The 22,275-nt window shown below is 72.5% G+C and carries 17 protein-coding genes; 11 read left to right on the top strand and 6 right to left on the bottom strand.

What is annotated here, in order from left to right:
* Complete coding sequence (locus AB0B97_RS06930; RefSeq protein ID WP_234587802.1) at positions 1 to 1,539, top strand: SpoIIE family protein phosphatase; 1,539 nt, start codon at positions 1 to 3, stop codon at positions 1,537 to 1,539.
* Positions 1,540 to 1,576: 37 nt separating this feature from the next.
* Here the strand turns inward: AB0B97_RS06930 and AB0B97_RS06925 are convergent, their stop codons facing one another.
* Positions 1,577 to 2,389: an AraC family transcriptional regulator gene (locus AB0B97_RS06925; protein ID WP_357491309.1), complete on the bottom strand. Its 813-nt coding sequence runs from the start codon at positions 2,387 to 2,389 to the stop codon at positions 1,577 to 1,579.
* 31 nt (positions 2,390 to 2,420) lie between these two features.
* Between AB0B97_RS06925 and AB0B97_RS06920 the strand changes: the two genes are divergently transcribed.
* The 4 genes from AB0B97_RS06920 (at position 2,421) to AB0B97_RS06905 (ending at position 5,917) form a co-directional block, all read left to right on the top strand.
* Complete coding sequence (locus AB0B97_RS06920; protein ID WP_357491307.1) at positions 2,421 to 2,999, top strand: TIGR03086 family metal-binding protein; 579 nt, start codon at positions 2,421 to 2,423, stop codon at positions 2,997 to 2,999.
* Between the two features lie 163 nt (positions 3,000 to 3,162).
* Positions 3,163 to 3,699 (top strand): PadR family transcriptional regulator, encoded by a 537-nt coding sequence (locus AB0B97_RS06915; protein ID WP_234587799.1) that lies wholly within the window; start codon positions 3,163 to 3,165, stop codon positions 3,697 to 3,699.
* Positions 3,696 to 4,397 (top strand): ABC transporter ATP-binding protein, encoded by a 702-nt coding sequence (locus AB0B97_RS06910; RefSeq protein WP_234587798.1) that lies wholly within the window; start codon positions 3,696 to 3,698, stop codon positions 4,395 to 4,397. Before AB0B97_RS06915 ends, AB0B97_RS06910 begins: the two co-directional genes overlap by 4 nt.
* Positions 4,394 to 5,917, top strand: a complete 1,524-nt coding sequence (locus AB0B97_RS06905; RefSeq protein WP_357491304.1) for an FtsX-like permease family protein — start codon at positions 4,394 to 4,396, stop codon at positions 5,915 to 5,917. The genes AB0B97_RS06910 and AB0B97_RS06905 overlap by 4 nt, the downstream gene beginning before the upstream one ends.
* Positions 5,918 to 5,952: 35 nt before the next feature.
* On the opposite strand, the gene AB0B97_RS06900 is transcribed toward AB0B97_RS06905, so the two are convergent.
* Together AB0B97_RS06900 and AB0B97_RS06895 are read right to left on the bottom strand one after the other, a co-directional pair.
* Positions 5,953 to 6,138 (bottom strand): hypothetical protein, encoded by a 186-nt coding sequence (locus AB0B97_RS06900; RefSeq protein ID WP_357491302.1) that lies wholly within the window; start codon positions 6,136 to 6,138, stop codon positions 5,953 to 5,955.
* Between the two features lie 153 nt (positions 6,139 to 6,291).
* Complete coding sequence (locus AB0B97_RS06895) at positions 6,292 to 8,388, bottom strand: S9 family peptidase (RefSeq protein ID WP_357491300.1); 2,097 nt, start codon at positions 8,386 to 8,388, stop codon at positions 6,292 to 6,294.
* 96 nt (positions 8,389 to 8,484) lie between these two features.
* Here AB0B97_RS06895 and AB0B97_RS06890 point away from each other — a divergent pair, with 96 nt between their 5' ends.
* Positions 8,485 to 9,843 carry an FAD-binding oxidoreductase gene (locus AB0B97_RS06890; protein ID WP_357491298.1) on the top strand — a complete coding sequence of 453 codons (1,359 nt, stop codon included), beginning with the start codon at positions 8,485 to 8,487 and terminating at the stop codon, positions 9,841 to 9,843.
* Between the two features lie 22 nt (positions 9,844 to 9,865).
* Here AB0B97_RS06890 and AB0B97_RS06885 read toward each other — a convergent pair whose 3' ends face one another.
* Positions 9,866 to 11,935 (bottom strand): SpoIIE family protein phosphatase, encoded by a 2,070-nt coding sequence (locus AB0B97_RS06885; RefSeq protein ID WP_357491296.1) that lies wholly within the window; start codon positions 11,933 to 11,935, stop codon positions 9,866 to 9,868.
* A 355-nt stretch (positions 11,936 to 12,290) separates the two neighbouring features.
* Here AB0B97_RS06885 and AB0B97_RS06880 point away from each other — a divergent pair, with 355 nt between their 5' ends.
* Together AB0B97_RS06880 and AB0B97_RS06875 are read left to right on the top strand one after the other, a co-directional pair.
* Positions 12,291 to 16,658 (top strand): HAMP domain-containing protein, encoded by a 4,368-nt coding sequence (locus AB0B97_RS06880; protein ID WP_357491294.1) that lies wholly within the window; start codon positions 12,291 to 12,293, stop codon positions 16,656 to 16,658.
* The gene (locus tag AB0B97_RS06875; RefSeq protein ID WP_357491292.1) at positions 16,655 to 17,209 is read left to right on the top strand and encodes a response regulator; all 555 of its coding nucleotides are present in this window, start codon (positions 16,655 to 16,657) and stop codon (positions 17,207 to 17,209) included. Before AB0B97_RS06880 ends, AB0B97_RS06875 begins: the two co-directional genes overlap by 4 nt.
* 9 nt (positions 17,210 to 17,218) lie before the next feature.
* Here the strand turns inward: AB0B97_RS06875 and AB0B97_RS06870 are convergent, their stop codons facing one another.
* Complete coding sequence (locus AB0B97_RS06870) at positions 17,219 to 17,716, bottom strand: helix-turn-helix domain-containing protein (RefSeq protein WP_234587782.1); 498 nt, start codon at positions 17,714 to 17,716, stop codon at positions 17,219 to 17,221.
* A 92-nt stretch (positions 17,717 to 17,808) separates the two neighbouring features.
* On the opposite strand from AB0B97_RS06870, the gene AB0B97_RS06865 reads away from it, so the two are divergent.
* Together AB0B97_RS06865 and AB0B97_RS06860 are read left to right on the top strand one after the other, a co-directional pair.
* A complete protein-coding gene (locus AB0B97_RS06865; protein ID WP_357491289.1) occupies positions 17,809 to 18,705 on the top strand; it encodes an ABC transporter ATP-binding protein in 897 nt (298 codons plus the stop codon).
* The gene (locus tag AB0B97_RS06860; protein ID WP_357491287.1) at positions 18,702 to 20,315 is read left to right on the top strand and encodes an ABC transporter permease; all 1,614 of its coding nucleotides are present in this window, start codon (positions 18,702 to 18,704) and stop codon (positions 20,313 to 20,315) included. Before AB0B97_RS06865 ends, AB0B97_RS06860 begins: the two co-directional genes overlap by 4 nt.
* A 118-nt stretch (positions 20,316 to 20,433) precedes the next feature.
* On the opposite strand, the gene AB0B97_RS06855 is transcribed toward AB0B97_RS06860, so the two are convergent.
* Positions 20,434 to 20,769: an STAS domain-containing protein gene (locus tag AB0B97_RS06855; protein ID WP_007454492.1), complete on the bottom strand. Its 336-nt coding sequence runs from the start codon at positions 20,767 to 20,769 to the stop codon at positions 20,434 to 20,436.
* Between the two features lie 164 nt (positions 20,770 to 20,933).
* Between AB0B97_RS06855 and hemL the strand changes: the two genes are divergently transcribed.
* Positions 20,934 to 22,274, top strand: coding sequence for a glutamate-1-semialdehyde 2,1-aminomutase (gene hemL, locus AB0B97_RS06850; protein ID WP_357491285.1), 1,341 nt, complete (start codon positions 20,934 to 20,936; stop codon positions 22,272 to 22,274).
* The last annotated feature ends 1 nt before the right edge of the window (position 22,275 follow it).

Genomic DNA, 22,275 nt, shown 5'->3' with positions numbered 1-22,275 from the left:
GTGGACGGCGGCCCGGCGACAGTCCTGGTGGTCGATGACAGTCGCACCAAGCGTTACCTGCTGGTCAGTTGGCTGACCCGGGCCGGGTACACGGTCCTCGAAGCGGAGAGCGGCACCGAGGCGCTCGCCCGGGTCGAGACGGAGCGGATCGACCTGGTGGTGCTCGACGTCCGGCTGCCCGACCTGAGCGGCTACGAGGTGTGCGAGCGGATCAAGGCGAACCAGCCGGCGATGCCGGTGATCCACGTCTCCGCGCACGCTGTCGATGTCGCCGACCGCGCCCAGGGGCTGACCCGGGGAGCGGACGCGTACCTGGCCGAGCCGATCGAGCCCGAGGAGCTGATCGCCACCACCCGGGCGGTCCTGCGCTACTACCGGGCCCGCCAGCGTGCCGAACTGCTCGCCGAGCGGCTGCTGGGCCTCGCCGACACGACAGTAGCGGTGCACGCCGCGTCGACCTTCGCACGGCTGCTCGAGGTCGCGGCGGAGGGCGCCGCGCAGATCTTCAAGAGCCCCGCCGCCGTGATCGCCGAGACGTTCGACGGTGACTGCATCGCCGGCATCTGCGCCGGCCCCGGCGCCGAGGCCGCCATCGTGCCGTGGGTCGTCGACGACACCGGGGTGCCCACCGGCGCCACGGTCCGGGTGGAGTCCCCGGCGAACTGGGGGCTGCTCACCTGGCCGGCGGACGACTCGGTGACGGTGGCCGCCGCTCGACTGCGGGAGGACCGGGCACCGCTGTACGTGGTGGTCCCCACCGCCACCCAGACCGCCCGAACGCCGGTCCTCGTGCAGCTGGCCCAGGCCGTGGCCGCGGCGGTCGAGGCCCAGCGCTCCTTCGACGAGGAGCACCGCATCGCCGTCACCCTCCAGCGCAGCCTGCTCCCGCGCAGCCTGCCCACGGTGACCGGACTCGATTTCGCGGTGCGCTACGAGCCCGCCAGCGCGCAGACCGAGGTGGGTGGCGACTTCTACGAGCTGGTGATGCTCGACGGGCACCTCCTGCTGGCGATCGGCGACGTGGCCGGCCACTCGCTGCACGCGGCCACCGTGATGGCCGAGCTGCGGCACGCGGTGCGGGCGTACGCCGTCGAGGGGCACCAGCCAGGCGAGATCCTGCACCGGGTCAACGAGCTGATGCGCACCCTGCTGCCGAACGAACTGGCCACGCTCTGCGTCCTGCTGCTACACCCGCCGAGCGGGCGGGTCCGGCTGGCCAGCGCCGGACACCTGCCGCCGCTGCTCAACCAGAACGGCACGGTCGAGTTCGTGCAGCACTCGGCGCCGCTGCTCGGCGTCCGCGCGCCCCGACCGGCCGACCTGGAGTTCGTCCTGCCGGCCGGCGCCACCCTGGTGTTCTACACCGACGGGCTGATCGAGCGCCGGGACGCCACGATCGACGAGGGGCTGGCCGCGCTCGCGGCGGTCGCCACCACCGTGGACGAGAACCTGGACGACTTCTGTGCCCGCCTGCTGGTGGAACTGGCCCCGGCCAAGATCCAGGACGACGTCGCAGTGGTCGTCCTGCGCCGTCGCTGAGCACGGCGACGGCTGTCCGGTGGTCGCTGCGCGCGGCTCAGTGCACCGAGCGGGCGTACGCGGCGGGTGACACTCCGGCGACTGCGGTGAAGTCGCGGACCAGGTGGGCCTGGTCGCTGTAGCCGAGGGTGGCGGCGAGGCCCGCCCAGTCGAGGGGAGCCCCCGCGGCCTGCTCGACGGCCTCCTGGAGGCGGTAGCGCCGGATCACCCACTTCGGGCCGACCCCCACGCGCTCGGTGAAGAGCCGCTGGAGCCGGCGGACCGGAACGCCGTGCCGCGCGGCGAAGTCGTCGACGCGCAGCACCGTACGGTCGGCCCGGATGGACTCGGCCAGCCGGACGGCCTCCGCCGCGGCCGGGTCCGCGTCGGGCGCCCACGCGGTGAGCGCCGCGTCGAGCGCGCGACAGCGGTCGGTGTCGGTGCCCGCGCAGACGGGATGGGCGGGACGGGTCAGCCGGCCGGCGGGCAGCGGCAGCCGACGGCCGGTCAGCTCGGCCACGGGCCGACGCCAGAACGGGTGGAAGCCACCGGGACGGAACTGGATCCCGCAGACCCGGCCGGTGCCGGTGAGCGTGATCCGGAACAGGTCGCGGCCCACCCCGGCCACCTCGCCGGTCTCCGCCGCGTCGCCGGCGTCGCCGTCGCCGTCGCTGCGGAACACCACGTTCACGGCGGGGTGCGGCACGACCCGTTGCTCGAACGGCGCGCTCAACGTCCAGTCGATCAACCAGTAGTGCTCGACCCATCCGCGCAGCGGTTCGGCCGGCAGGTGCCGCCGGAAGCGGACCTCGCGCAGCAACCGCGCCGGGTCGAGAATGCCCCGGCTGTCGCCGCGCGGTCGCTGTCGCATTTCTTCAAGACCACCCTCATACGCTGGCCGTATGGCCACTCAGACTAGCGATCTGCTGGCGGCTGCCGCGCCGCGAACCGTCGACGTCGTACGCGGTATCGCGGACGACCAGCTCGACAGCCCCACGCCGTGCCGCGACTACGTGGTCCGGGATCTGCTCAACCACCTGTTCGAGGTGGTGGTGAACTTCCAGGACCTGGCCGAGAAGAGACCGGTGGAGTGGGCCGAGAAACCCGATCACCTGGACGACGGCTGGCGGGACCGGTTCGCTGTCGAGACCGACCGCCTGATCGCCGCCTGGTCGGACCCGTCCACGCTGGAGGGCGTGTCGCCGGGCATGGGCCTGCCGCAGACCGTCGTCGGCGGCATGGCGCTGCTGGACCTGACCGTGCACGGCTGGGATCTCGCCGTGGCGACCGGCCAGCCCTATCAGCCCGCCCCGGAGGCGGTGACCGAGCTGCACGCCCTGGTCGAGCGGTTGGGCCCGACCGCCCGCAAGATGGGCGTCTTCGCCGACCCCACCCCGACGCCACCCACCTCCACGACTGCCGACCTGGACCACCTCCTGACCCAGACCGGCCGAACCCCCACCTGGCCCCAAGCCCACTAACCCCGGGTCCACCCACCCCTTTCGCCCCGGTGATCAAGAGGTTTGCGTCATCAGCGGGGCCGGATCTGACCCGAACCTCTTGATCACCAGGGGTCAGGGTCCGGAGGGGGCGGGGCGGGAGGGGTGGTTGACGTTGGTATTCGCTGGGTGAATAGTGGGCGGGGTGTCCACGCCGCATGTGCTGCTCGGGTTGCTCGCTGGGGGCAGCCGGCACGGGTATGAGCTCAAGCGTGCGCATGACCAGCGGTTGCCGCGGGCTCGGCCGTTGGCCTTCGGGCAGGTCTACGCCACCCTCGGCCGCCTGGAACGGGACGGTCTGGTGGCCACCGCGGGTCAGGACCGCGCCTCCGGGCCCGACCGCACGACGTACGAACTGACCGACGAGGGTCGCTCCACGCTGGACCACTGGCTGTCCGCTGTGGAACCACCGATGCCGTACGTGGCCAGCACGCTCTTCGCCAAGGTGGTGGTGGCGCTGCTGGTCGCCGACGTCGACCGGGCGCGGTCGTACCTGGTGTCCCAGCGCGCGGCGCACACCGCACGGCTGCGGGAGCTGACGGCGGTCAAGACCGACCCGGCCGCCACCCTCAACGACGTGGTCGCGGCCGACTTCGCGATCGCCCATCTCGACGCGGACCTGCGGTGGCTGCACACCACCCTGGGCCGGGTCGCCGACTGGCACCGGGAGGTGCACGCGTGACGCAACTCCAGGCTCGCGGCGTGGTTCGGGCGTACGGCCCGACGCCCGCCCTGCGTGGTGTGACGCTCGACGTGGCCGAGGGCGAGATCGTCGCGGTCACCGGTCCGAGTGGCTGCGGCAAGTCGACCCTGCTGCACTGCCTGGCCGGGATCCTCCGGCCCGACGCGGGCGAGGTCACCTGGCGTGGCCACCGGATCGACACCTGGTCGGAGGCGGCCCGGTCCCGGCTGCGGCGCACCGAGTTCGGCGTGCTGTTCCAGTTCGGGCAGCTGGTCGCCGAGCTGACCGCGGCCGAGAACGTGGCCCTGCCCCTGCTCCTCGCCGGCACGGGGCGGCGAGAGGCACGGACGGCGGCCATCACCTGGCTGGAACGGTTCGGGGTGGCCGACCTGGCCGACCTCCGGCCGGGTGAGATGTCCGGCGGTCAGCAGCAGCGGTGCGCCACGGCCCGGGCGCTGGTCACCGAACCGTGGGTGCTCTTCGCCGACGAGCCGACCGGCGCGCTGGACACGCTCACCGGCGAGCAGGTGCTCACCCAGCTGGTCCGGCTCGCCCGCGAGCAGCGCACGGCCGTCGTGCTGGTCACGCACGAGCCCCGGATCGCCGCGTACGCCGATCGGGAGATCGTGCTGCGCGACGGCCTGGTGGACCACACCGGCCTGGGGCTCGACGTGCCGTTGGCGGGCGGCTCCCGGTGAGGCCGGCGACGCTGGTGCGGCTCGCGCTGGCCGGCAACCGGACCGACACGGCACGGGTGGTGCTGACCGCGCTCAGTGCGCTGCTGGCGGCGCTGGCCGGGCTCGCGGCGCTCACCGTGCTGGCCATCCAGAAGCCGGCCGGCGACGCCTGGGCGCAGTCCGAGCAGTACCGCAACGCGCTGCTGCGTGAGCCGGGGCTGCGCGGGGGGACGGCGTTCGCGTTGCTGATGCTGGCCGTGCCGGTGCTGGCGCTGGCCGGTCAGTGCGCCCGGCTCGGGGCGCCGGCCCGGGACCGGCGACTCGCCGCGCTCCGGCTGGCCGGCGCCACCCCCGGTCAGGTCACCCGCCTGGCGGTGCTGGAGACCGGCCTGGCCAGCCTGCTCGGCACCCTCGCCGGGTTGGGCGTCTACCTGGCCGGCCGCGAGCTGCTGCATCGCCCGGACGAGCACGGTCGGCTGGCCCTGCCCACCGACGTGCTGCCGTCGGCCGGCGCGGCTGTCGCGGTGGTGCTGGGTCTGCCGGTGGTCGCGGCGCTGGCCACCGCCCTGATGCTGCGGACGGTCACGACCAGCCCGCTCGGGATCAGTCGCAAGGCCGCCCGGGAGCGGGGTCCACGCCCCTGGGCCGGGCTGCTGATCGGCCTGGGGCTGGCCTGCTTCGTCGCCGTACGCCCGGTGCTGTCCTGGGTCGACGGGAACCGCTTGGTGCTGGGCTGGCTGGTGCCGCTGCTGTTCCTGGTGGGCGGGCTCACCGCGATGATCGGGGTGGTCATCGGCACCGGTTGGATCTCGCACACCTGCGGACGGTTGCTGCGCCGGCACGCCCGGGGCGCGTCGGCGCTGCTCGCCGCGGGTCGGCTGATGGCGGACCCGTGGGCGGGCAGCCGGACGTTCGCCGCGTTGCTGGCCGCCGTGATCTTCGGTGCCGGCGCGGCGGCGCAGCGCGCCTACTTCGTCGCGCAGGACGAGGCGGAACGGGAACAGAACCGGCTCGCCGGGGTGGACGCGGGCACCAACCCCTTCTACCTGTCGACGATGAATCTGGTCGACGCCGCGGTGGCCGTGGCGGTGCTGATCGCGGCGGGTGGCCTGATCGTCGCGCTGGTCGAGGGGATCGTGGCCCGCCGACGCGCCTACGCCGCGCTGGTCGCCACCGGCGTGCCCCGCAGCACGCTCAGCGCATCGGTTGCCTGGCAGGCGCTCACCCCGGCCGTGCCGGCGATCCTGCTGGCGCTCACCGTGGGCCTGCTGCTCGGCCGGGGGCTCTTTCGCAACATCACCACGAGCGGGTCGTCGGTTGCGGTCTGCGACGCCGGCGCGGCGCTCTGCGACGATCCGGCCACCCGCGACCAGTACACGCGGATCGTGCAGACACCTGGGGTGGAGCGGGCGATCGCCGTACCCCTGGAACAGCTGGCCTGGCTCGGCGCCGGCGCCCTGGCGGCGGTGCTGGTGACGGTCGGCGTCGGCCTGCTCTTCCTCCGGGTGAGCACGGCGGTGGACGAGCTGCGGACGGCCTGACCCGGCTGGCCCGCCGTGGCCGTCGTCGGGCGGCGTCAGGGGCTGAGCAGGCCGGCGGAGAGCGCGACAAGCGTGCCGACGACGGCCGAGCAGCAGCACACCAGAAGGCCGGCGACCACGGCGAGGATCAGCCAGACGCGACGGTCCCGGGCGAGGACCGCGATGCTCGGCCGGCGGACCTCGTCGGCCGACCCGCCGTCATTCTCCGTTGCCCTGGTCACGCCGGAAGTCTAGGCCGTGACCACTTCGGCTCGGCCCGGACGACGCCTGACCGGTCATGATCGCGCTCGATCCTGGAAACAGTGGCCTCCCGAGCCGTCGAGGGGACTACTTCCAGGATCGAGCGCGATCATGCCAACGTGCGGCGGGGCCGGTCAGGCGCGACCGAGGCGGTCCAGGACCCAGGCGTTGATGAACGCCTCCTCGCGCCAGGCGTCGTAGCGACCGCTCGGGCCACCGTGCCCGGCACCCATCTCGGTCTTGAGCAGGTAGTCGCCCTGCGGCGCGGTCGCCCGCAGCCGCGCGATCCACTTCGCCGGCTCGGAGTAGAGCACGCGCGTGTCGTTGAGGCTGGTCACCGCGAGGATCGCCGGGTAGTCCACCGCCGCGACGTTCTCGTACGGCGTGTACGACTTCATGTACGCGTAGACCTCGGGGTCGTCGAGGGGGTTGCCCCACTCCTCCCACTCGGTGACGGTCAGCGGCAGCGACGGGTCGAGGATCGACGTGAGCGCGTCCACGAACGGCACCTGCGCCACGATCCCCGCGAACGCGTCCGGCGCGAGGTTGGCGACCGCGCCCATCAGCAGGCCGCCGGCCGAGGCGCCCCGGGCGACCAGCCGGTCGCTGGCCGTCCAGCCGGCCTTGACGAGGTGCCGGGCGCAGGCGACGAAGTCGGTGAAGGTGTTCTTCTTGGCCAGCATCTTGCCCTGGTCGTACCAGCGCCGGCCCAGCTCGCCACCGCCACGGATGTGCGCCACCGCGAAGACCACGCCCCGGTCCAGCAGGGACAGGCGGGCCACCGAGAACCATGGGTCCATGCTGGCCTCGTACGAGCCGTAGCCGTACAGCTCGCACGGCGCCGAGCCGTCCCGGGGCGTACCGACCCGACAGACCAGCGAGATCGGCACCCGCGTGCCGTCGTCGGCGAGCGCCCAGTCGCGGTGCTGCTCGTACTCGGCCGGGTCGTACGGCCGACCGTCCGGCCCGGGCAGCACGGGCTTCTGCTTGCGCAGCACCATCTGCCGGGTGACCAGGTCGAAGTCGTACACCGAGTCGGGGGTGACCAGCGAGGAGTAGCGCAGCCGGATCTGCCCCGTGCGGTACTCCGGGTTGGCGTCCAACCCCACGCTGTAGAGCGGCTCGGGGAAGTCGATGTCGTACGAGTCGTCGCTGCCGACCGGCAGCACCCGCAGGCCGGTGAGCCCGTCGGTGCGCAGCGACACCACCAGGTGGTTGGCGAACGCGTCGACCGCCTCCAGGCGGGTGCCGGGGGTGTGCTCGATCAGCGGCACCCAGTCGCCCGGGACGTCCGCCGAGGTGAACGCCAGCGCGAAGTCCTCCGCGCCGTCGTTGTGCAGGATCAGGAAGCGGTGGCCGTGGTGCTCCACGGCGTACTCGACACCCTGCCGGCGGGGCGCGATCACGGCCGGCGCCCCGGTGGGGTTGCCGGCCGGGATCACCAGCACCTCGCTGGTGATCTTGCTGTGGATGTCGATGAGGATGAACTTCTCCGACCGGGTCAGCTCGACGCCTACCCAGAACCGCTCGTCGTCCTCCTGGTGGACCACGACGTCGTCGGCGGCGGCTGAGCCGATGGTGTGCCGCCAGACCTTGTTCGGCCGCCAGGCGTCGTCGACGGTCACGTAGAACAGCACCGAGGCGTCGGCCGACCAGGCGGTGCCGTAGAACGTGTCGGGCACCTCGTCCGGCAGCAGCTCGCCGGTGCTCAGGTCCTTCACGCGCAGGGTGAACCGCTCGTCACCGGAGAAGTCGGTCGAGTACGCCAACCAGCGCCCGTCCGGGCTGACGTCGAACGCGCCAAGCGAGAAGAAGTCGTGCCCCTCGGCCAGCAGGTTGCCGTCGAGCAGCACCTCCTCACCGTCGAGCGGTGCGCCGTCCGCGCTGACCGGCGGGTCGGTCTCGCCGTCACGGACCGCGCGTCGGCAGTGCACCCCGTACTGCTGCCCCTCGATCGTCCGGGTGTAGTACCAGTGCCCGCCCTTGCGGGTGGGCACGGACAGGTCCGTCTCCCGGGTCCGCTGACGGGTCTCCTCGAACAGCTCACCCCGCAGGGCGGCCAGGTGCGCGGTGCGCTCCTCGGTGAACGCGTTCTCGGCGGTCAGGTAGGCGATCGTCTCCGGGTCGTCCTTGGCGGCGAGCCAGGCGTACTCGTCGACGACCGTGTCGCCGTGGTGGGTGCGCTCGGTGGGCACCCGCTTCGCCGCGGGCGGGGCAGTCTCGGTGGTCACGGCGGCCACGTTACCGGCCGGCTCACCCTGCGTGCCGGACCAGTGGCATCCCGAAGGCCATCACCACGGCTTTCGAACACATGTACGATAGCCGGCATGGCGGCAGCAGCGAGTTCCCTCGGTCGGTCCGGAGCCCTCGAGATCACCCGGCGACTGACGGCGATCTGCGGTCCGCCGTTCGCCCGACTCGCCGGCCCGGCCGACGAGGTTGCCGGGCGTCCGGCCCGCTGGGTGGCGGTGCCCGGTGGCCCGCACGCCGCAGCCGAGGTGCTGCGGCTGGCCGCCGTGCACGACCTGGCGGTGGTGCCCCGAGGCGCCGGCACGAAGATCGACTGGGGTGCCACCCCCACACAGGTCGACATCATGCTCGACACCGGCCGGCTGGCGGGTATCGGCCACGAGCCGGTGGGCGCTCCGGTGGCCGAGGTGGGTGCGGGCACCCCGCTGCGGGCGGTGCAGGCCACTCTGGAGCGCACCGGGCAGCGGCTCGCGATGGACGCCCCGTCGCCGGGCGCGACGCTGGGCGGGGTGCTCGCGGCCGGGGAGGCCGGGCCGCTCCGGCACCGCCACGGCAGCCCGTGCGACCAGCTCCTCGGCGTCCGCTACCTGGGCGCCGACGGTGAATTGGTGAGCGCCGGTGGTGGCGCACCGGGGCTCGACCTGGCCCGCCTGCTCTGCGGCTCGCAGGGCGCCCTCGGCGTGCTCGTCTCGGCGAGCCTGCGGGTGCAGCCGGTGCCGGCCACCCGGCTCTGGGTGTCGCGTCCGGTGTGGACGCCGTTGGAGGTCCACGACCTGGTCCGGGTGATTCTCGCCGCCCGACTCGAGCCGGCGGCCATCGAGCTGGACCTGCCCGGCGGGCCGCCCCGGCCGCGCACCGCCTACCCGCCCGGCCATCCCGCCGCCACCGCCCGCGAGCGCCACCCGTCGATGTCCGGCCGGCCCAGCGCCCCGTCCCGGGCGGGCAGCCTGGTCGTGCTGCTGGAGGGTGGCCCGGCCGAGGTCACCGAGCGCGCTGAGCGGCTGGTCGGGCTGCTGCACGGCGAGGCGACGGTCGCCCACTCCGCCCCGCCGTGGTGGCGGCGTTACCCGTTCGCGCCCGGCGACACGGCGCTGCGCCTGGAGGTGCCGATCAGCGATCTCCACGCCGCCGTCTACGCGCTGCGGGACGCGGCCGGCGCCCCGGTGCCGGTGCGGGGCTCGGCCGGGATGGGCGTGGTGCACGCAGCCCTGCCCGGCGCGGTGGCACCCGACCGGGTGGCGTCCATCCTGGCCGCGGTCCGTGGCGTGCTGCTGGCCCGGCAGGGTCGCTGCGTGGTCGTCTCCGCCCCCGCGGCGGTGCGCCAGGCCGTCGACCTGTGGGGCGAGCTGGCCGGCCTGGCCCGGCTCCGGGCCGCCAAGGAACACCTCGACCCGGAGCACCGCCTCGCCCCCGGCCGCCTCCCCGGCGGCCTGTGACCCGGGATCGGGCGTGTCGGCGTCAGGCCGCGTCGTTGCGCAGCACCAGCACGGCGATGTCGTCCCGGGGCGGCTCGACCGAGAAGTTGATCGCGGCGGCGCGTAGGCGGGCGGCGACCACGTCGGCCGAGTAGCCGGCCAACGGCGCTGCCGCGTCCCGCAGCCGGTCGGTGCCGAACAGCTCCCGGCCGCGCCGCCGCTCGGTGACCCCGTCGGTGTAGAAGATCAGCGAGTCACCCGGAGCGAGGGTGATCTCCGCGGTCGGCGAGGTGATCGTGTCGAGCAGGCCCAGCGCCGTGCCGCCGGTGCCGACGAACCGGGCGCCGCCTCCACCGGCCAGCAGCACCGGCCGGTCGTGCCCCGCGAGGTGCAGGGAGACGTCCAGGCGGTCACCGTCACCCGGCCCGACCGCCGCCAGGGCCAGCGTGCAGTACCGGCCGCCACCCCGCTCGACAAGCGTCTCGTTGAGCCGGGCCAGCGCCTCCGGCAGCGGCTTGCCGTCGCCGACCAGCACCCGGATCACGTCGCGGACCAGTCCGGTGACCGCCGCCGCCTGGACGCCCTTGCCCGAGACGTCCCCGATCACCACGAGCCAGCGCCCGTCGGGCAGCGGCACCACGTCGTAGAAGTCGCCACCCACCTCGGCGTCGTCGCCGGTCGGCACGTACTCGGCGGCGAAGCCGATGCCGTCCACCACGGGCAGGACGGGCGGCAGCAGGGAGTGCTGGAGTGTCTGCGCGACCCGTCGGCGCTCGGCGTGGATGCGGGCGTTCTCGATCGCCAGCGCGGCCCGCCGGGCCACGTCCTCCAGCACCGCCACCTCGTCCGGGTCGTGCCGGTGCCGTTGGTGCCGGCCCACCGCCAGGGTCCCGAGCCGCTGGCCGCGGGCGATCAGCGGGACCGCGAAACCCTCCATCGGCCCGCCCAGCGGGATCTGCGCCGCGCTGCGGGTCGCCTCGCGCAGCCGGGCCTGGATGGAGTCCTGGCCGGTCTCGGCCAGCACCTTGTGCAGTTGCGGCAGCATCGACTCGTCGGCGTGGCTGGCCGCCGCCAGCCGCAGCCGGCCCCACTCGTCGGTGGTGTGCACCGCGCACCACTGGCCGAGGCGGGGCACCACCAACTGCGGGATCAGCGCCATGGTCAGCTCGACGTCCAGCGACTGGGCCAGCAGTTCGCTCGCCTCGGCCAGGAACGTCAACCACGCCTGGCGGCGTACGTCCGCCCGGCGCAGCCGGTCGTTCTCCAGGTGCAGCGACAGGCGCTCGGCGGTGAGCACCGCCAGCGGTCGGGCGTACGCCGACGGCGCGGCGTCCAGCTCCAGCTCCCCGGCGTACGGGCGGTGCACAGTCAGCGGCACCCGGAGCAGCTCGCTGTCGGGGCGGGGCTGCCGGCCGAAACGGGCCAGCAACTGTCGCCCCTGACCGTCGCCCCGGTCCAGTCGGATCGCGCCGCCGGCCGCGCCGACCATCTCGGCGACCCGGCTGAGCAGGCTGGCGGCGAAGTCGGGCAGCGGGTCGTCCGCGTACACGTCGGGGGCGGTCTGCATGAGTTCGCTCATCGCGCCGGCGCTCGGCGCCGAGCTGTCGACGGCCTCGGGGTTGCCGGCCATCGACGTGCCGCCGGAGCTGGCCCCGGCCACCGGCTCGGCGCCGGGACGGTCCAACCGGAACCAGACGCCCTTGCCGGTGGGCAGGTACGTGGTGCCCCAGCGGCTCGCGAAGTGGTCGACGAGGAGCAGTCCGCGACCGCGTACGGAAACCTCGTTGATCTCGGTCGCGTCGTTGCGGGTGCCGACGGTCAGCTCGTCGTTGCCCGAGCTGGGCGCGAAGTCGGAGACGGTCACGGAGAGCCCGACGCCGTCCGCGACGACCTCGATGTCCAGTTCGGTGCCGGCGTGCTCGACGGCGTTGGTGGTCAGCTCGGTGGTGAGCAGCAGCGCCTCGTTGACCAGGTCGTCCAGGTGCGCCTCGGCGAGGACGGAGCGGACGACCGCGCGGGCGGCGGCGGGCGTACGGCGGTCGGCGGGCAGGCGGACACGCCGGACGGCCCCGCTTTCGGCCCCGGCCGTCGCGGCCCCCGCCTCGGCTGACACCCCCGTATCCTCCACCGTTCCCCCGTCGGGTGCCAAGCCGATGCGCGATCGGCGGGGCGGGCCTCGGTCGGCGGAGTGCGGCGGGTGCGTGTCGGCGGGCTGGGCGCGAAAGGCCCGCACCGGTGACGACGGGGCCTGGCAGCGTCCCGCCAACTCGGGGTCGGCCACGCGATCCCTCCGGTGATCAGCGCCACTCGGCGAGGTCTGTGCCGGGTTGGGCGTCGCCGGGGGGATCGCGGAGGCCACCAGGGCCGATCGGCGGGTCGCGCACCCTGGCACTACGGCGCGCGCGGGCACAATATGGGGTGCCGGTGTGTCCGTACGGGCACGGGCCCCCCGAGCTGAGCGAGGAATGATGACCACGGCGAAGCAGTCGGTCGCGGATCCGTCCGCGCCCGACCACGAGGCGCTCCTCGGTGAGTTGACCGAGGCGCTGCGACGGATCGGTCGCGGCGACCTGAAGGTCCGGCTGCCCCGCCGTGCCGGCAAGGCCGGCGAGGTGGCGGACGCCTTCAACGAGGTGGTTTCGCTCCAGGAGCGGCAGTACCTGGACCTGCGGCGGATCAGCCGGATCGTCGGTCGGGACGGCCGGCTCACCGAGCGACTCGACGACGAGGGGCTGGACGGCTCCTGGGCGGAGGGGCAGCGGGCGATCAACTCGCTGATCGACGACCTGGGCCGGCCCACCACCGAGATCGCCCGGGTGATCGTGGCGGTCGCGGACGGCGACCTGTCCCAGCACATGGCGTTGGAGATCGACGGTCGGCCGCTGCGCGGTGAGTACCTGCGCATCGGGCGCACCGTGAACACGATGGTCGACCAGCTTTCGTCGTTCTCCAACGAGGTGACCCGGGTGGCCCGTGAGGTGGGCACCGAGGGCAAGCTGGGCGGCCAGGCCGACGTCCGGGGCGTCGCCGGCACCTGGAAGGACCTCACCGACTCGGTGAACACCATGGCGTCGAACCTGACCGGCCAGGTGCGATCGATCTCGCAGGTGGCGACGGCGGTGGCCAAGGGCGACCTGTCGCAGAAGATCACGGTCGGCGCGCGCGGTGAGGTCGCCGAGCTGGCCGCCACGATGAACTACCTCACCGACACGCTGCGGCTCTTCGCCGAGCAGGTGACCCGGGTGGCCCGCGAGGTGGGCACCGAGGGCAAGCTGGGCGGCCAGGCCGAGGTGCCGAACGTGGCCGGCACCTGGAAGGACCTGACCGACAGCGTCAACTCGATGGCGTCGAACCTGACCGCCCAGGTCCGCAACATCGCGCAGGTCTCCACGGCTGTCGCGCGCGGTGACCTCTCCCAGAAGATCACCGTGGCGGCGCAGGGCGAGATCCTGGAGCTGAAGGACACCGTCAACACGATGGTGGACCAGTTGTCGTCGTTCGCCGACGAGGTGACGCGGGTCGCCCGTGAGGTGGGCATCGAGGGCAAGCTCGGTGGTCAGGCGCAGGTGCGCGGCGTCTCCGGCACCTGGCGGGACCTCACCGAGAACGTCAACCAGCTCGCCGGCAACCTGACCAGCCAGGTCCGCAACATCTCCCAGGTCTCCACCGCGGTGGCGAAGGGTGACCTGTCGCAGAAGATCACCGTCGACGCCCAGGGCGAGATCCTGGAGCTGAAGAACACCGTCAACACGATGGTGGACCAGTTGTCGTCGTTCGCCGACGAGGTGACGCGGGTGGCCCGTGAAGTGGGCACCGAGGGCAACCTGGGCGGTCAGGCGCAGGTGAAGGGTGTCTCCGGCACCTGGCGGGATCTGACCGACAACGTGAACTCGATGGCGTCGAACCTGACCAGCCAGGTCCGCAACATCGCCTCGGTGACCACGGCGGTGGCCAAGGGTGACCTGTCGCAGAAGATCACGGTGGACGCGCGGGGCGAGATCCTGGAGTTGAAGTCGACCGTCAACACGATGGTGGATCAGCTGTCGTCGTTCGCCGACGAGGTGACGCGGGTCGCGCGTGAGGTGGGCACCGAGGGCAAGCTCGGCGGCCAGGCGCAGGTGCGCGGGGTCGCCGGCACCTGGCGGGACCTGACCGACAACGTGAACTCGATGGCGTCGAACCTGACCGCCCAGGTGCGCAACATCGCGCAGGTCTCCACGGCGGTGGCGAAGGGTGACCTGTCGCAGAAGATCACGGTGGACGCGCGGGGCGAGATCCTGGAGCTGAAGTCGACCGTCAACACGATGGTGGATCAGTTGTCGTCGTTCGCCGACGAGGTGACCCGGGTGGCCCGTGAGGTGGGCACCGAGGGCAAGCTGGGCGGCCAGGCGCAGGTCAAGGGCGTCTCCGGCACCTGGCGGGACCTGACCGACAACGTGAACTCCATGGCGTCGAACCTGACCAGCCAGGTCCGCAACATCGCCTCGGTGACCACGGCCGTGGCGAAGGGTGACCTGAGCCAGAAGATCACCGTCGACGCGCAGGGCGAGATCCTGGAACTCAAGTCGACTGTCAACACGATGGTCGACCAGTTGTCGTCGTTCGCCGACGAGGTGACCCGGGTGGCCCGCGAGGTCGGCATCGAGGGCAAGCTGGGCGGTCAGGCCCAGGTGAAGGGTGTCTCCGGCACCTGGCGCGACCTCACCGAGAACGTCAACCAGCTCGCCTCGACCCTGACCACCCAGCTGCGGGCCATCGCCCAGGTGTCCACGTCGGTGACCCGGGGCGACCTGACCCAGCGGATCGCGGTCAAGGCGCAGGGCGAGGTCGCGGAGCTGAAGGACAACATCAACCAGATGATCGTCACCCTCCGGGAGACGACCAAGAAGAACGCCGAGCAGGGCTGGCTGGACTCCAACCTGGCCCGCATCGGTGGGCTCCTGCAGGGCCAGCGGGACCTGGGCGAGGTCTGCCGCATGATCATGATGGAGGTGACCCCGCTGGTCGACGCCCAGCTCGGCGCCTTCTTCCTGGCCGACGACACCGACGGCAGCATGCGGCTGCGGTTGACCTCGTCGTACGGGTACGTGGCGCGCGGGCACGACGTCACCTTCGGCCCGGGTGAGGGGTTGGTCGGTCAGACCGCCCTCTCGCGCCGGACGATCCGGGTCAGCGCCTCCCCGAACAGCCGCCTCACGCTGCGCTCCGGCCTGGCCGAGACACCCCCGTCCGACCTGGTGGTGCTCCCCGTGCTGTTCGAGGGGGAGCTGCTCGGGGTGATCGAGTTCGCCAGCGTGGCCGCGTTCTCCGAGCTGCACCTGTCGTTCCTGGAGCGGCTGGTGCTCACCATCGGCATCGCGGTCAACACCATTCAGGCCAACCGGCGTACGGAGGAGCTGCTGGCCCAGTCGCAGCGCCTCGCGCACGAGTTGCAGGAGCAGTCGGCGGAGTTGCAGCGCACCAACGCCGAGCTGGAGGAGAAGGCCACCCTGCTCTCCGAGCAGAAGGGCAACATCGAGACCAAGAACCGGGAGATCGAGCTGGCCCGGCTGGGCCTGGAGGAGAAGGCGCAGCAGCTCACGCGGGCTTCGGCGTACAAGTCGGAGTTCCTGGCCAACATGAGCCACGAGCTGCGTACGCCGCTGAACTCGCTGCTGCTGCTGGCCCGGCTGCTGGCCGAGAACTCGGAGCAGAACCTCAACCCGAAGCAGATCGAGTTCGCCCGGACCATCCACAGCGCCGGTTCGGACCTGCTCTCGCTGATCGACGACATCCTGGACCTGTCCAAGATCGAGGCCGGCCGGATGGACGTCGAGCCCACCGAGATCCGCTTCGCGGAGATCCGTGGCTACGTGGAGCAGGCGTTCGCGCCGCAGGCCGAGGAGAAGCACCTCGACTTCCAGGTACGGGTCAGCAAGGATCTGCCGCCGGCGTTGGTCACCGACGCGCAGCGGTTGCAGCAGATCCTGCGCAACCTGCTCTCCAACGCGGTGAAGTTCACCGACAACGGCGCGGTGACGTTGCGGATCGCCCCGGCGGCCGAGAACGCGGTCTTCGACGTGCCGGCGCTCACCAACGCCCAGCAGGTGATCGCGTTCACGGTGATCGACACCGGCATCGGCATCTCCGACGACAAACTGTCGATCATCTTCGAGGCGTTCCAGCAGGCGGACGGCACGACCAGCCGTCGCTATGGCGGCACCGGCCTGGGGCTGTCGATCAGCCGTGACCTGGCCCGGCTGATCGGCGGCACCATCACGGTGTCGTCGGCGCCCGGACAGGGTTCGACGTTCACGTTGTTCGTGCCGCAGGTCCTCGCTCCGGACGCGGTGGTCGCGCCCCAGGCGCCGTCACCGCAGCGCGCCGGCCTGCCGTCGTCGCTGCTGATGCCGCCGCTGGAGCTGCTGCCGGCGCGGCCCGAGGCACCGGCCACCCGTCAGCTGGACGGCGCCACAGTGCTGATCGTGGACGACGACGTCCGCAACGTCTTCGCTCTGACCAGCGCGTTGGAGCTGCACGGCATGACCGTGCTGTACTCGGACAACGGGGCGGACGGCGTCCGCCTGCTGGCCGAGCACCCGGAGGTGGACATCGTGCTGATGGACGCCATGATGCCGGACCAGGACGGATACGAGACGACCCGCCAGATTCGCCGTAACCACCGGTTCGCCGATCTTCCGGTCGTCTTCCTGACCGCCAAGGCGATGCCGGGTGACCGCGAGTCCGCGCTGGCGGCCGGCGGAAGCGACTACATCACCAAGCCGGTCGACCTGGACGACCTGATCGAGCTGATGTCGTCCTGGATCAGCGGCGGCCGGACCGAGGAGACTTCGTGACCCAGATGGCCAAGGCGCTGCTCGTGGACGACCGCCGCGAGAATCTGATGGCACTGGAGGCGATCCTGCAGGGCCTTCCGGTGCAGTCGGTGGCCGTGGAGAGCGGCGAGGCGGCGCTCAAGCAGCTGTTGGTGGACGACTTCGCGGTGATCCTGTTGGACGCGCAGATGCCGGACATGGACGGCTTCGAGACGGCCAGCCACATCAAGCGGCGGGAGCGCACCCGGCACGTGCCGATCATCTTCCTCACCGCCGCCGACCGGGACGCCCAGCTCGCGCTCCGGGGCTACCAGGTGGGCGCGGTGGACTACCTGACGAAGCCGTTCGACCCGTGGGTGCTGCGGGCCAAGGTGTCGGTCTTCGTCGAGCTGTGGGTGAAGACCCGGCAGTTGGCCGCCCAGTCGGACCTGGTGCGCGAGCGTGACACGCAGTGGCGGCGGCTCACCGACGCGGTCGACGAGGCGACCACCCTGCTCCGCTCCGACGACGAGGAGTCGCAGAGGCGTGCGGTGGAGCTGCTTGAGCAGGCCCGCTGGGGCAGCTCCGCCTGACCGGGCCGGTCAGCCCTCGCCGGGGCGCAGATGGCCGGTCTGGGCCCGGCGGACCCGCCAGCGTTCGCCCAGCGAGTCAATTTCCTCCTGGACGAAGATGAAGAAGTCGCGCATCTCGGCGACCCGTTCGCCGGCCGGTGTCTCGGGGCCGTTGAGGGCGGCTACTCCGCCCTCGGCTACGTCGATGAACGTCTTGTAGATCGCGGTCTTGGTGATGGTCCCCTCGTACCAGGGGTTCTCCGGCATCCGGTAGCGATCGCGGCGGGACCGGGGGACGGGCTCGCGGATCAGCATGCCGAACTGGGTGAGATAGCGGACCGCGCCGCTGACCGCCGCCGCGCTGACGCCGAGCCGCTCGCCGATCTCGGCGGCGGTCAGGGGGTCGTCGGCGCTCATCACGGTGAACAACACCCGGGCGGCCATCCGTGGGAAGCCGACCTCGGCGAACGTGAGGGCCATCCGTTCGACGAAGAGGTGCACGGGGTCGTGGCCGTCGTCGGCTGCCATGGCGGTCCCTCCCTGCGCGGTTCGTGGGCACCGATGGTGCCCCGACTCTCACTGTCTTCACAACTTTGTGAAACGAGTGTAGCTTCCGATATATGGAAACTCCGATTGAGGTGTCCGGCCTGGTCAAGACCTTCGGCCGGACCCGGGCGCTGGACGGTCTGGACCTGACCGTCCGCGCCGGCGAGGTGCACGGCTTCCTCGGCCCGAACGGCGCCGGCAAGTCGACGGCCATCCGGGCCCTGCTCGGGCTGCTGCGGACGGACGCGGGGGACGTCCGACTGCTCGGCGGCGACCCGTGGCGCGACGCGGTGGCCCTGCACCGCCGGCTGGCGTACGTGCCGGGCGACGTGACGCTCTGGCCCAACCTCTCCGGGGGCGAGGTCATCGACCTGCTCGGCCGGATGCGCGGCGGCCTCGACCCGGCCCGCCGAGCCGAACTGCTCGACTCCTTCGAGCTGGACCCCCGCAAGAAGGGCCGGGCGTACTCCAAGGGCAACCGGCAGAAGGTCGGCCTGGTGGCCGCCCTCGCGTCGGATGTCGAACTGCTCATCCTGGACGAGCCGACCTCCGGCCTGGACCCGCTCATGGAGGAGGTCTTCCAGCACTGGGTGCGCCGGGCCAGGACCGACGGTCGCACGGTGCTGCTCTCCAGCCACATCCTGGCCGAGGTGGAGGCGCTCTGTGACCGGGTGACGATCATCCGCAACGGGCGGGACGTGGAAACCGGCACCCTGAGCGAGCTGCGGCACCTACGACGCACCTCGATCGAGGCCGAAGTGACCGGGTCGGTGGACGGCCTGGGTCAGCTCGGCGGCGTACACGACCTGCGGGTGGACGGGCAGCGGGTGCGCTTCGACGTGGAGGACGCCGCGCTGGACGCCGCGCTGCGCCGGCTTACCGAGATCGGCGTACGCAGCCTGACCAGCCAGCCGCCGACGCTGGAGGAGCTGTTCCTGCGGCACTACCAGGCCGAGCAGGTGCGGTCATGAGCGCCTTCACCGGCACCCGGCACCTGGTGCGGCTGATCCTGCGGCGGGACCGGGTCGTGCTGCCGATCTGGATCCTCCTGCTCGCCGTGCTGCCGGCCAGCTACGCCAGCGCGTACGCCGAGCTGTACCAGACCGCCGACGAGCGGGCCGCGTACCTGGCCAACACGGCGAGCAACCCGTCGATCGTCGCGTTGCTCGGCCCGGTGTTCGGCGACAGCATCGGCGCGCTCACCGTCCAGCGGGCCGGCATGCTGGTGCTGGTCGCCGCGTTGGCCAGCCTGCTGACGGTGGTGCGGCACACCCGCACCGAGGAGGAGGCCGGCCGGCGGGAACTGCTCGGCGCGACGGTCCTCGGCCGGTACGCGGGTCTGACCGCGGCGCTGCTGGTGACGTACGCCGCGAATGTGCTTCTCGGTCTGCTCATCGCCGGCGGCCTGGTCGCCGCGGGTCTGCCCGGTGCGGGTTCGCTGATCTTCGGTGCCGGCCTGGCGCTCACCGGCGTCGCCTTCGCCACTGTCGGCGGTCTGGCCGCGCAGCTCACCGAGAGTGCCGGCGGGGCGCGCGGCATCGGCCTGGGCGCGCTCGGGTTGGCCTTCGTGCTGCGGCTGGCGGGCGACGCCGGAGGGTCCGGCGGCGCCGGTGGAAAGGCCGAGTGGCTGAGCTGGGTCTCGCCGCTGGGCTGGGCGCCCCGGGTGCGGGCCTTCGCCGGTGAGCGCTGGTGGGTGCTCCTGCTGCCGGTGCTGTTCGCCGCGGTGGTCGCGCTCGTCGCGTACCCGATCTCGGTGCGCCGCGACCTCGGCGCGGGGGTGCTGCCGCCACGACTCGGCCCGGCCACCGCGGGTCCGCGGCTGGCCGGTCCGTTCGGCCTGGCCTGGCGGCTGCACCGGGGCCAGTTGCTCGGCTGGACGCTCGGCTTCGGGCTGCTCGGTCTGGTGCTGGGTGGCGCCGCCGACGCGGCTGCCGACGCGGTGCAGGGCAACCAGCAGGTCGCCGACATCCTGGCCCGGTTGGGCGGCACGGCGACGCTTGCCGAGGCGTACCTCGGGAGTTCGTTGAGCCTGACCGCGTTGGCCGCGGCCGGGTACGGCATCCAGGCCGCGCTGCGGGCGCGGGCCGAGGAGACCGCCGGGCGGGCCGAGCCGCTGCTCGCCACGGCGGTGAGCCGGTCCCGCTGGCTGGCGGCGCACCTGCTCTTCGCGCTGCTCGGCCCGGTGGTGGTGCTGGCCATGGCGGGGCTCGCGACCGGGCTGTCGTACGGTCTCAGCGTGGGCGACGTCGGTGGTGAGCTGCTCCGGCTGCTCGGCGTCGGGCTGGCCCAGGTGCCGGCGGTGTGGGTGCTCGCCGGGCTCGCCGCGCTGCTGGTGGGCTGGCTGCCCCGGTTCTCCTCGGCAGCCTGGGCGGTGCTCGCCGGCTGCCTGCTGCTCGGTCAGATCGGGGCGGTGCTGAAGCTGAGCCAGTGGGCGCTGGACGTCTCCCCGTTCACGCACACCCCCCAGGTCCTGGGCGACAACTGGACGGCCACCCCCCTGGTGGCCCTCACGGTGATCACCGCAGCCCTCCTGGCCCTGGCCCTGCGCACCTTCCAAACCCGCGACATCCCCACCCAGTAACCGACCCCCGGCCCCGACCCGCGTTGATCATGAAGTTATTGCCGACAAATGGGACAGAATTTGCCAATAACTTCATGGTCAACCCCGGGAACCGGCGGGAGGTGGGGCCGGGTGGGGGTCAGCCGGTTGGTTGGTCGTTGCGGATCATCAGGGCGCTGCGCAGGCCGGTGATGTCCAGGACGCGGATCAGGAAGTCGCCGACGTGGGTGAGCATCAGCAGGCTCTGCGCGTGACTGGCCTTGCGGCTGAGCACCACGAGCGTGCCCAGGCCCTGCGAGTCGCAGAAGGTGACGCCGCCGAGATCGAGCACGATCCGCGGGGGCGGATCGGCCAGCACCTCGTTGACGACGGTGCTGAGCTGGGCGGCCGTGAGCATGTCGATCTCACCGGCCAGGCGCAGCACTGCTTCGTCGCCCGTCCGGTGTAGCGTGATGGACAGTTCGGCACGATCCACCCGGTCAGCCTAGCGCGATCCAGCTGACCCGGCCTGTTGAGGCCGCGAGCCGCCGGCCGGCAGGTGTCGGGGCTGGTGACGGGCGCCGGCAGCGGGTGAGCCTGGTAACCCCGGCCCGGGGTGGCTGCTGGTTGACCGTCCGTCGCTGACACAATGGCGGCATCGTGACCGACATCGTTTCCGCCGGAAGAGGCCGTTACCCGGCCGACGCGCCGGCTTCCGAGGCCCTGTTCGACCGCGCCCGCGCCATCGTGCCGGGCGGGGTCAACTCCCCCGTGCGCGCCTTCCAGGCGGTCGGCGGCACCCCACGTTTCATGGTCCGTGGCGAGGGCCCGTGGCTGTACGACGCCGACGGTCGCCGCTACGTCGACCTGGTCTGCTCGTGGGGTCCGCTGATCCTCGGGCACGCCCACCCGGAGGTGGTGGAGGCCGTGCAGGCCGCCGCCGCCCGGGGCACCAGCTTCGGCACGCCCACCCCGGGTGAGGTGGAGCTGGCCGCCGAGATCGTCGACCGGACGCCGGTTGAGCAGGTACGCCTGGTCAACTCCGGTACCGAGGCCACCATGTCGGCGATCCGGCTGGCTCGCGGCTTCACCGGCCGTTCCAAGATCGTCAAGTTCGCCGGTTGCTACCACGGCCATGTCGACGCGCTGCTCGCCTCCGCCGGCTCCGGCGTGGCGACCCTGGGCCTGCCCGACTCGCCCGGCGTGACCGGCGCGGCGGCCAGCGAGACGATCGTGCTGCCGTACAACGACATCCGGGCCGTCGAGGAGGCGTTCGCCGCCGAGGGCCCGCACATCGCCGCGGTGATCACCGAGGCCGCCGCCGGCAACATGGGCGTGGTCGCCCCCCGCGACGGGTTCAACCAGCAGCTAGCCCGGATCGCGCACGCGCACGGCGCCCTGCTGGTGGTCGACGAGGTGATGACCGGGTTCCGGGTCTCCCGCGCCGGGTGGCACGGCCTCGACCCCTCCGACGCCGACCTGTGGACGTACGGCAAGGTCATGGGTGGTGGCCTGCCCGCCGCGGCCTTCGGTGGCCGCGCGGACATCATGGCGCGGCTGGCCCCGGCCGGCCCGGTCTACCAGGCCGGCACGCTCTCCGGTAACCCCCTCGCGTGCGCCGCCGGCCTGGCCACGCTGCGTCTCGCCGACGACGCGCTGTACCAGCGCCTCGACGACACGGCCGCCGTCGTGGGCAAGCTCGCGTCCGACGCGCTGGCCGCCGCCGGGGTCCCGCACCGGCTGTCGTACGCGGGCAGCATGTTCTCGATCTTCTTCACCGACGCCGATGTGGTCGACTACGACAGCGCCCGCACCCAGCAGGTGCCGGCGTTCAAGGCGTTCTTCCACGCGATGCTCGCCGCCGGCGTCTACCTGCCGCCGAGCGCGTTCGAGTCGTGGTTCGTGTCGGCGGCGCTCGACGACGCCGCTCTGGAGCACATCGCCGCAGCGCTGCCCACGGCGGCGAACGCGGCGGCGGCGGCTGGTCACGGGGGGTCGTAAA

Origin of the sequence: Micromonospora sp. NPDC049004 (assembly GCF_040649315.1) — a bacterium.
In the GTDB taxonomy this organism is placed as follows: Bacteria; Actinomycetota; Actinomycetes; order Mycobacteriales; family Micromonosporaceae; genus Micromonospora.
Note: the sequence above shows the minus strand (reverse complement) of the source record. Positions and strands in the feature narration are given on the sequence as shown.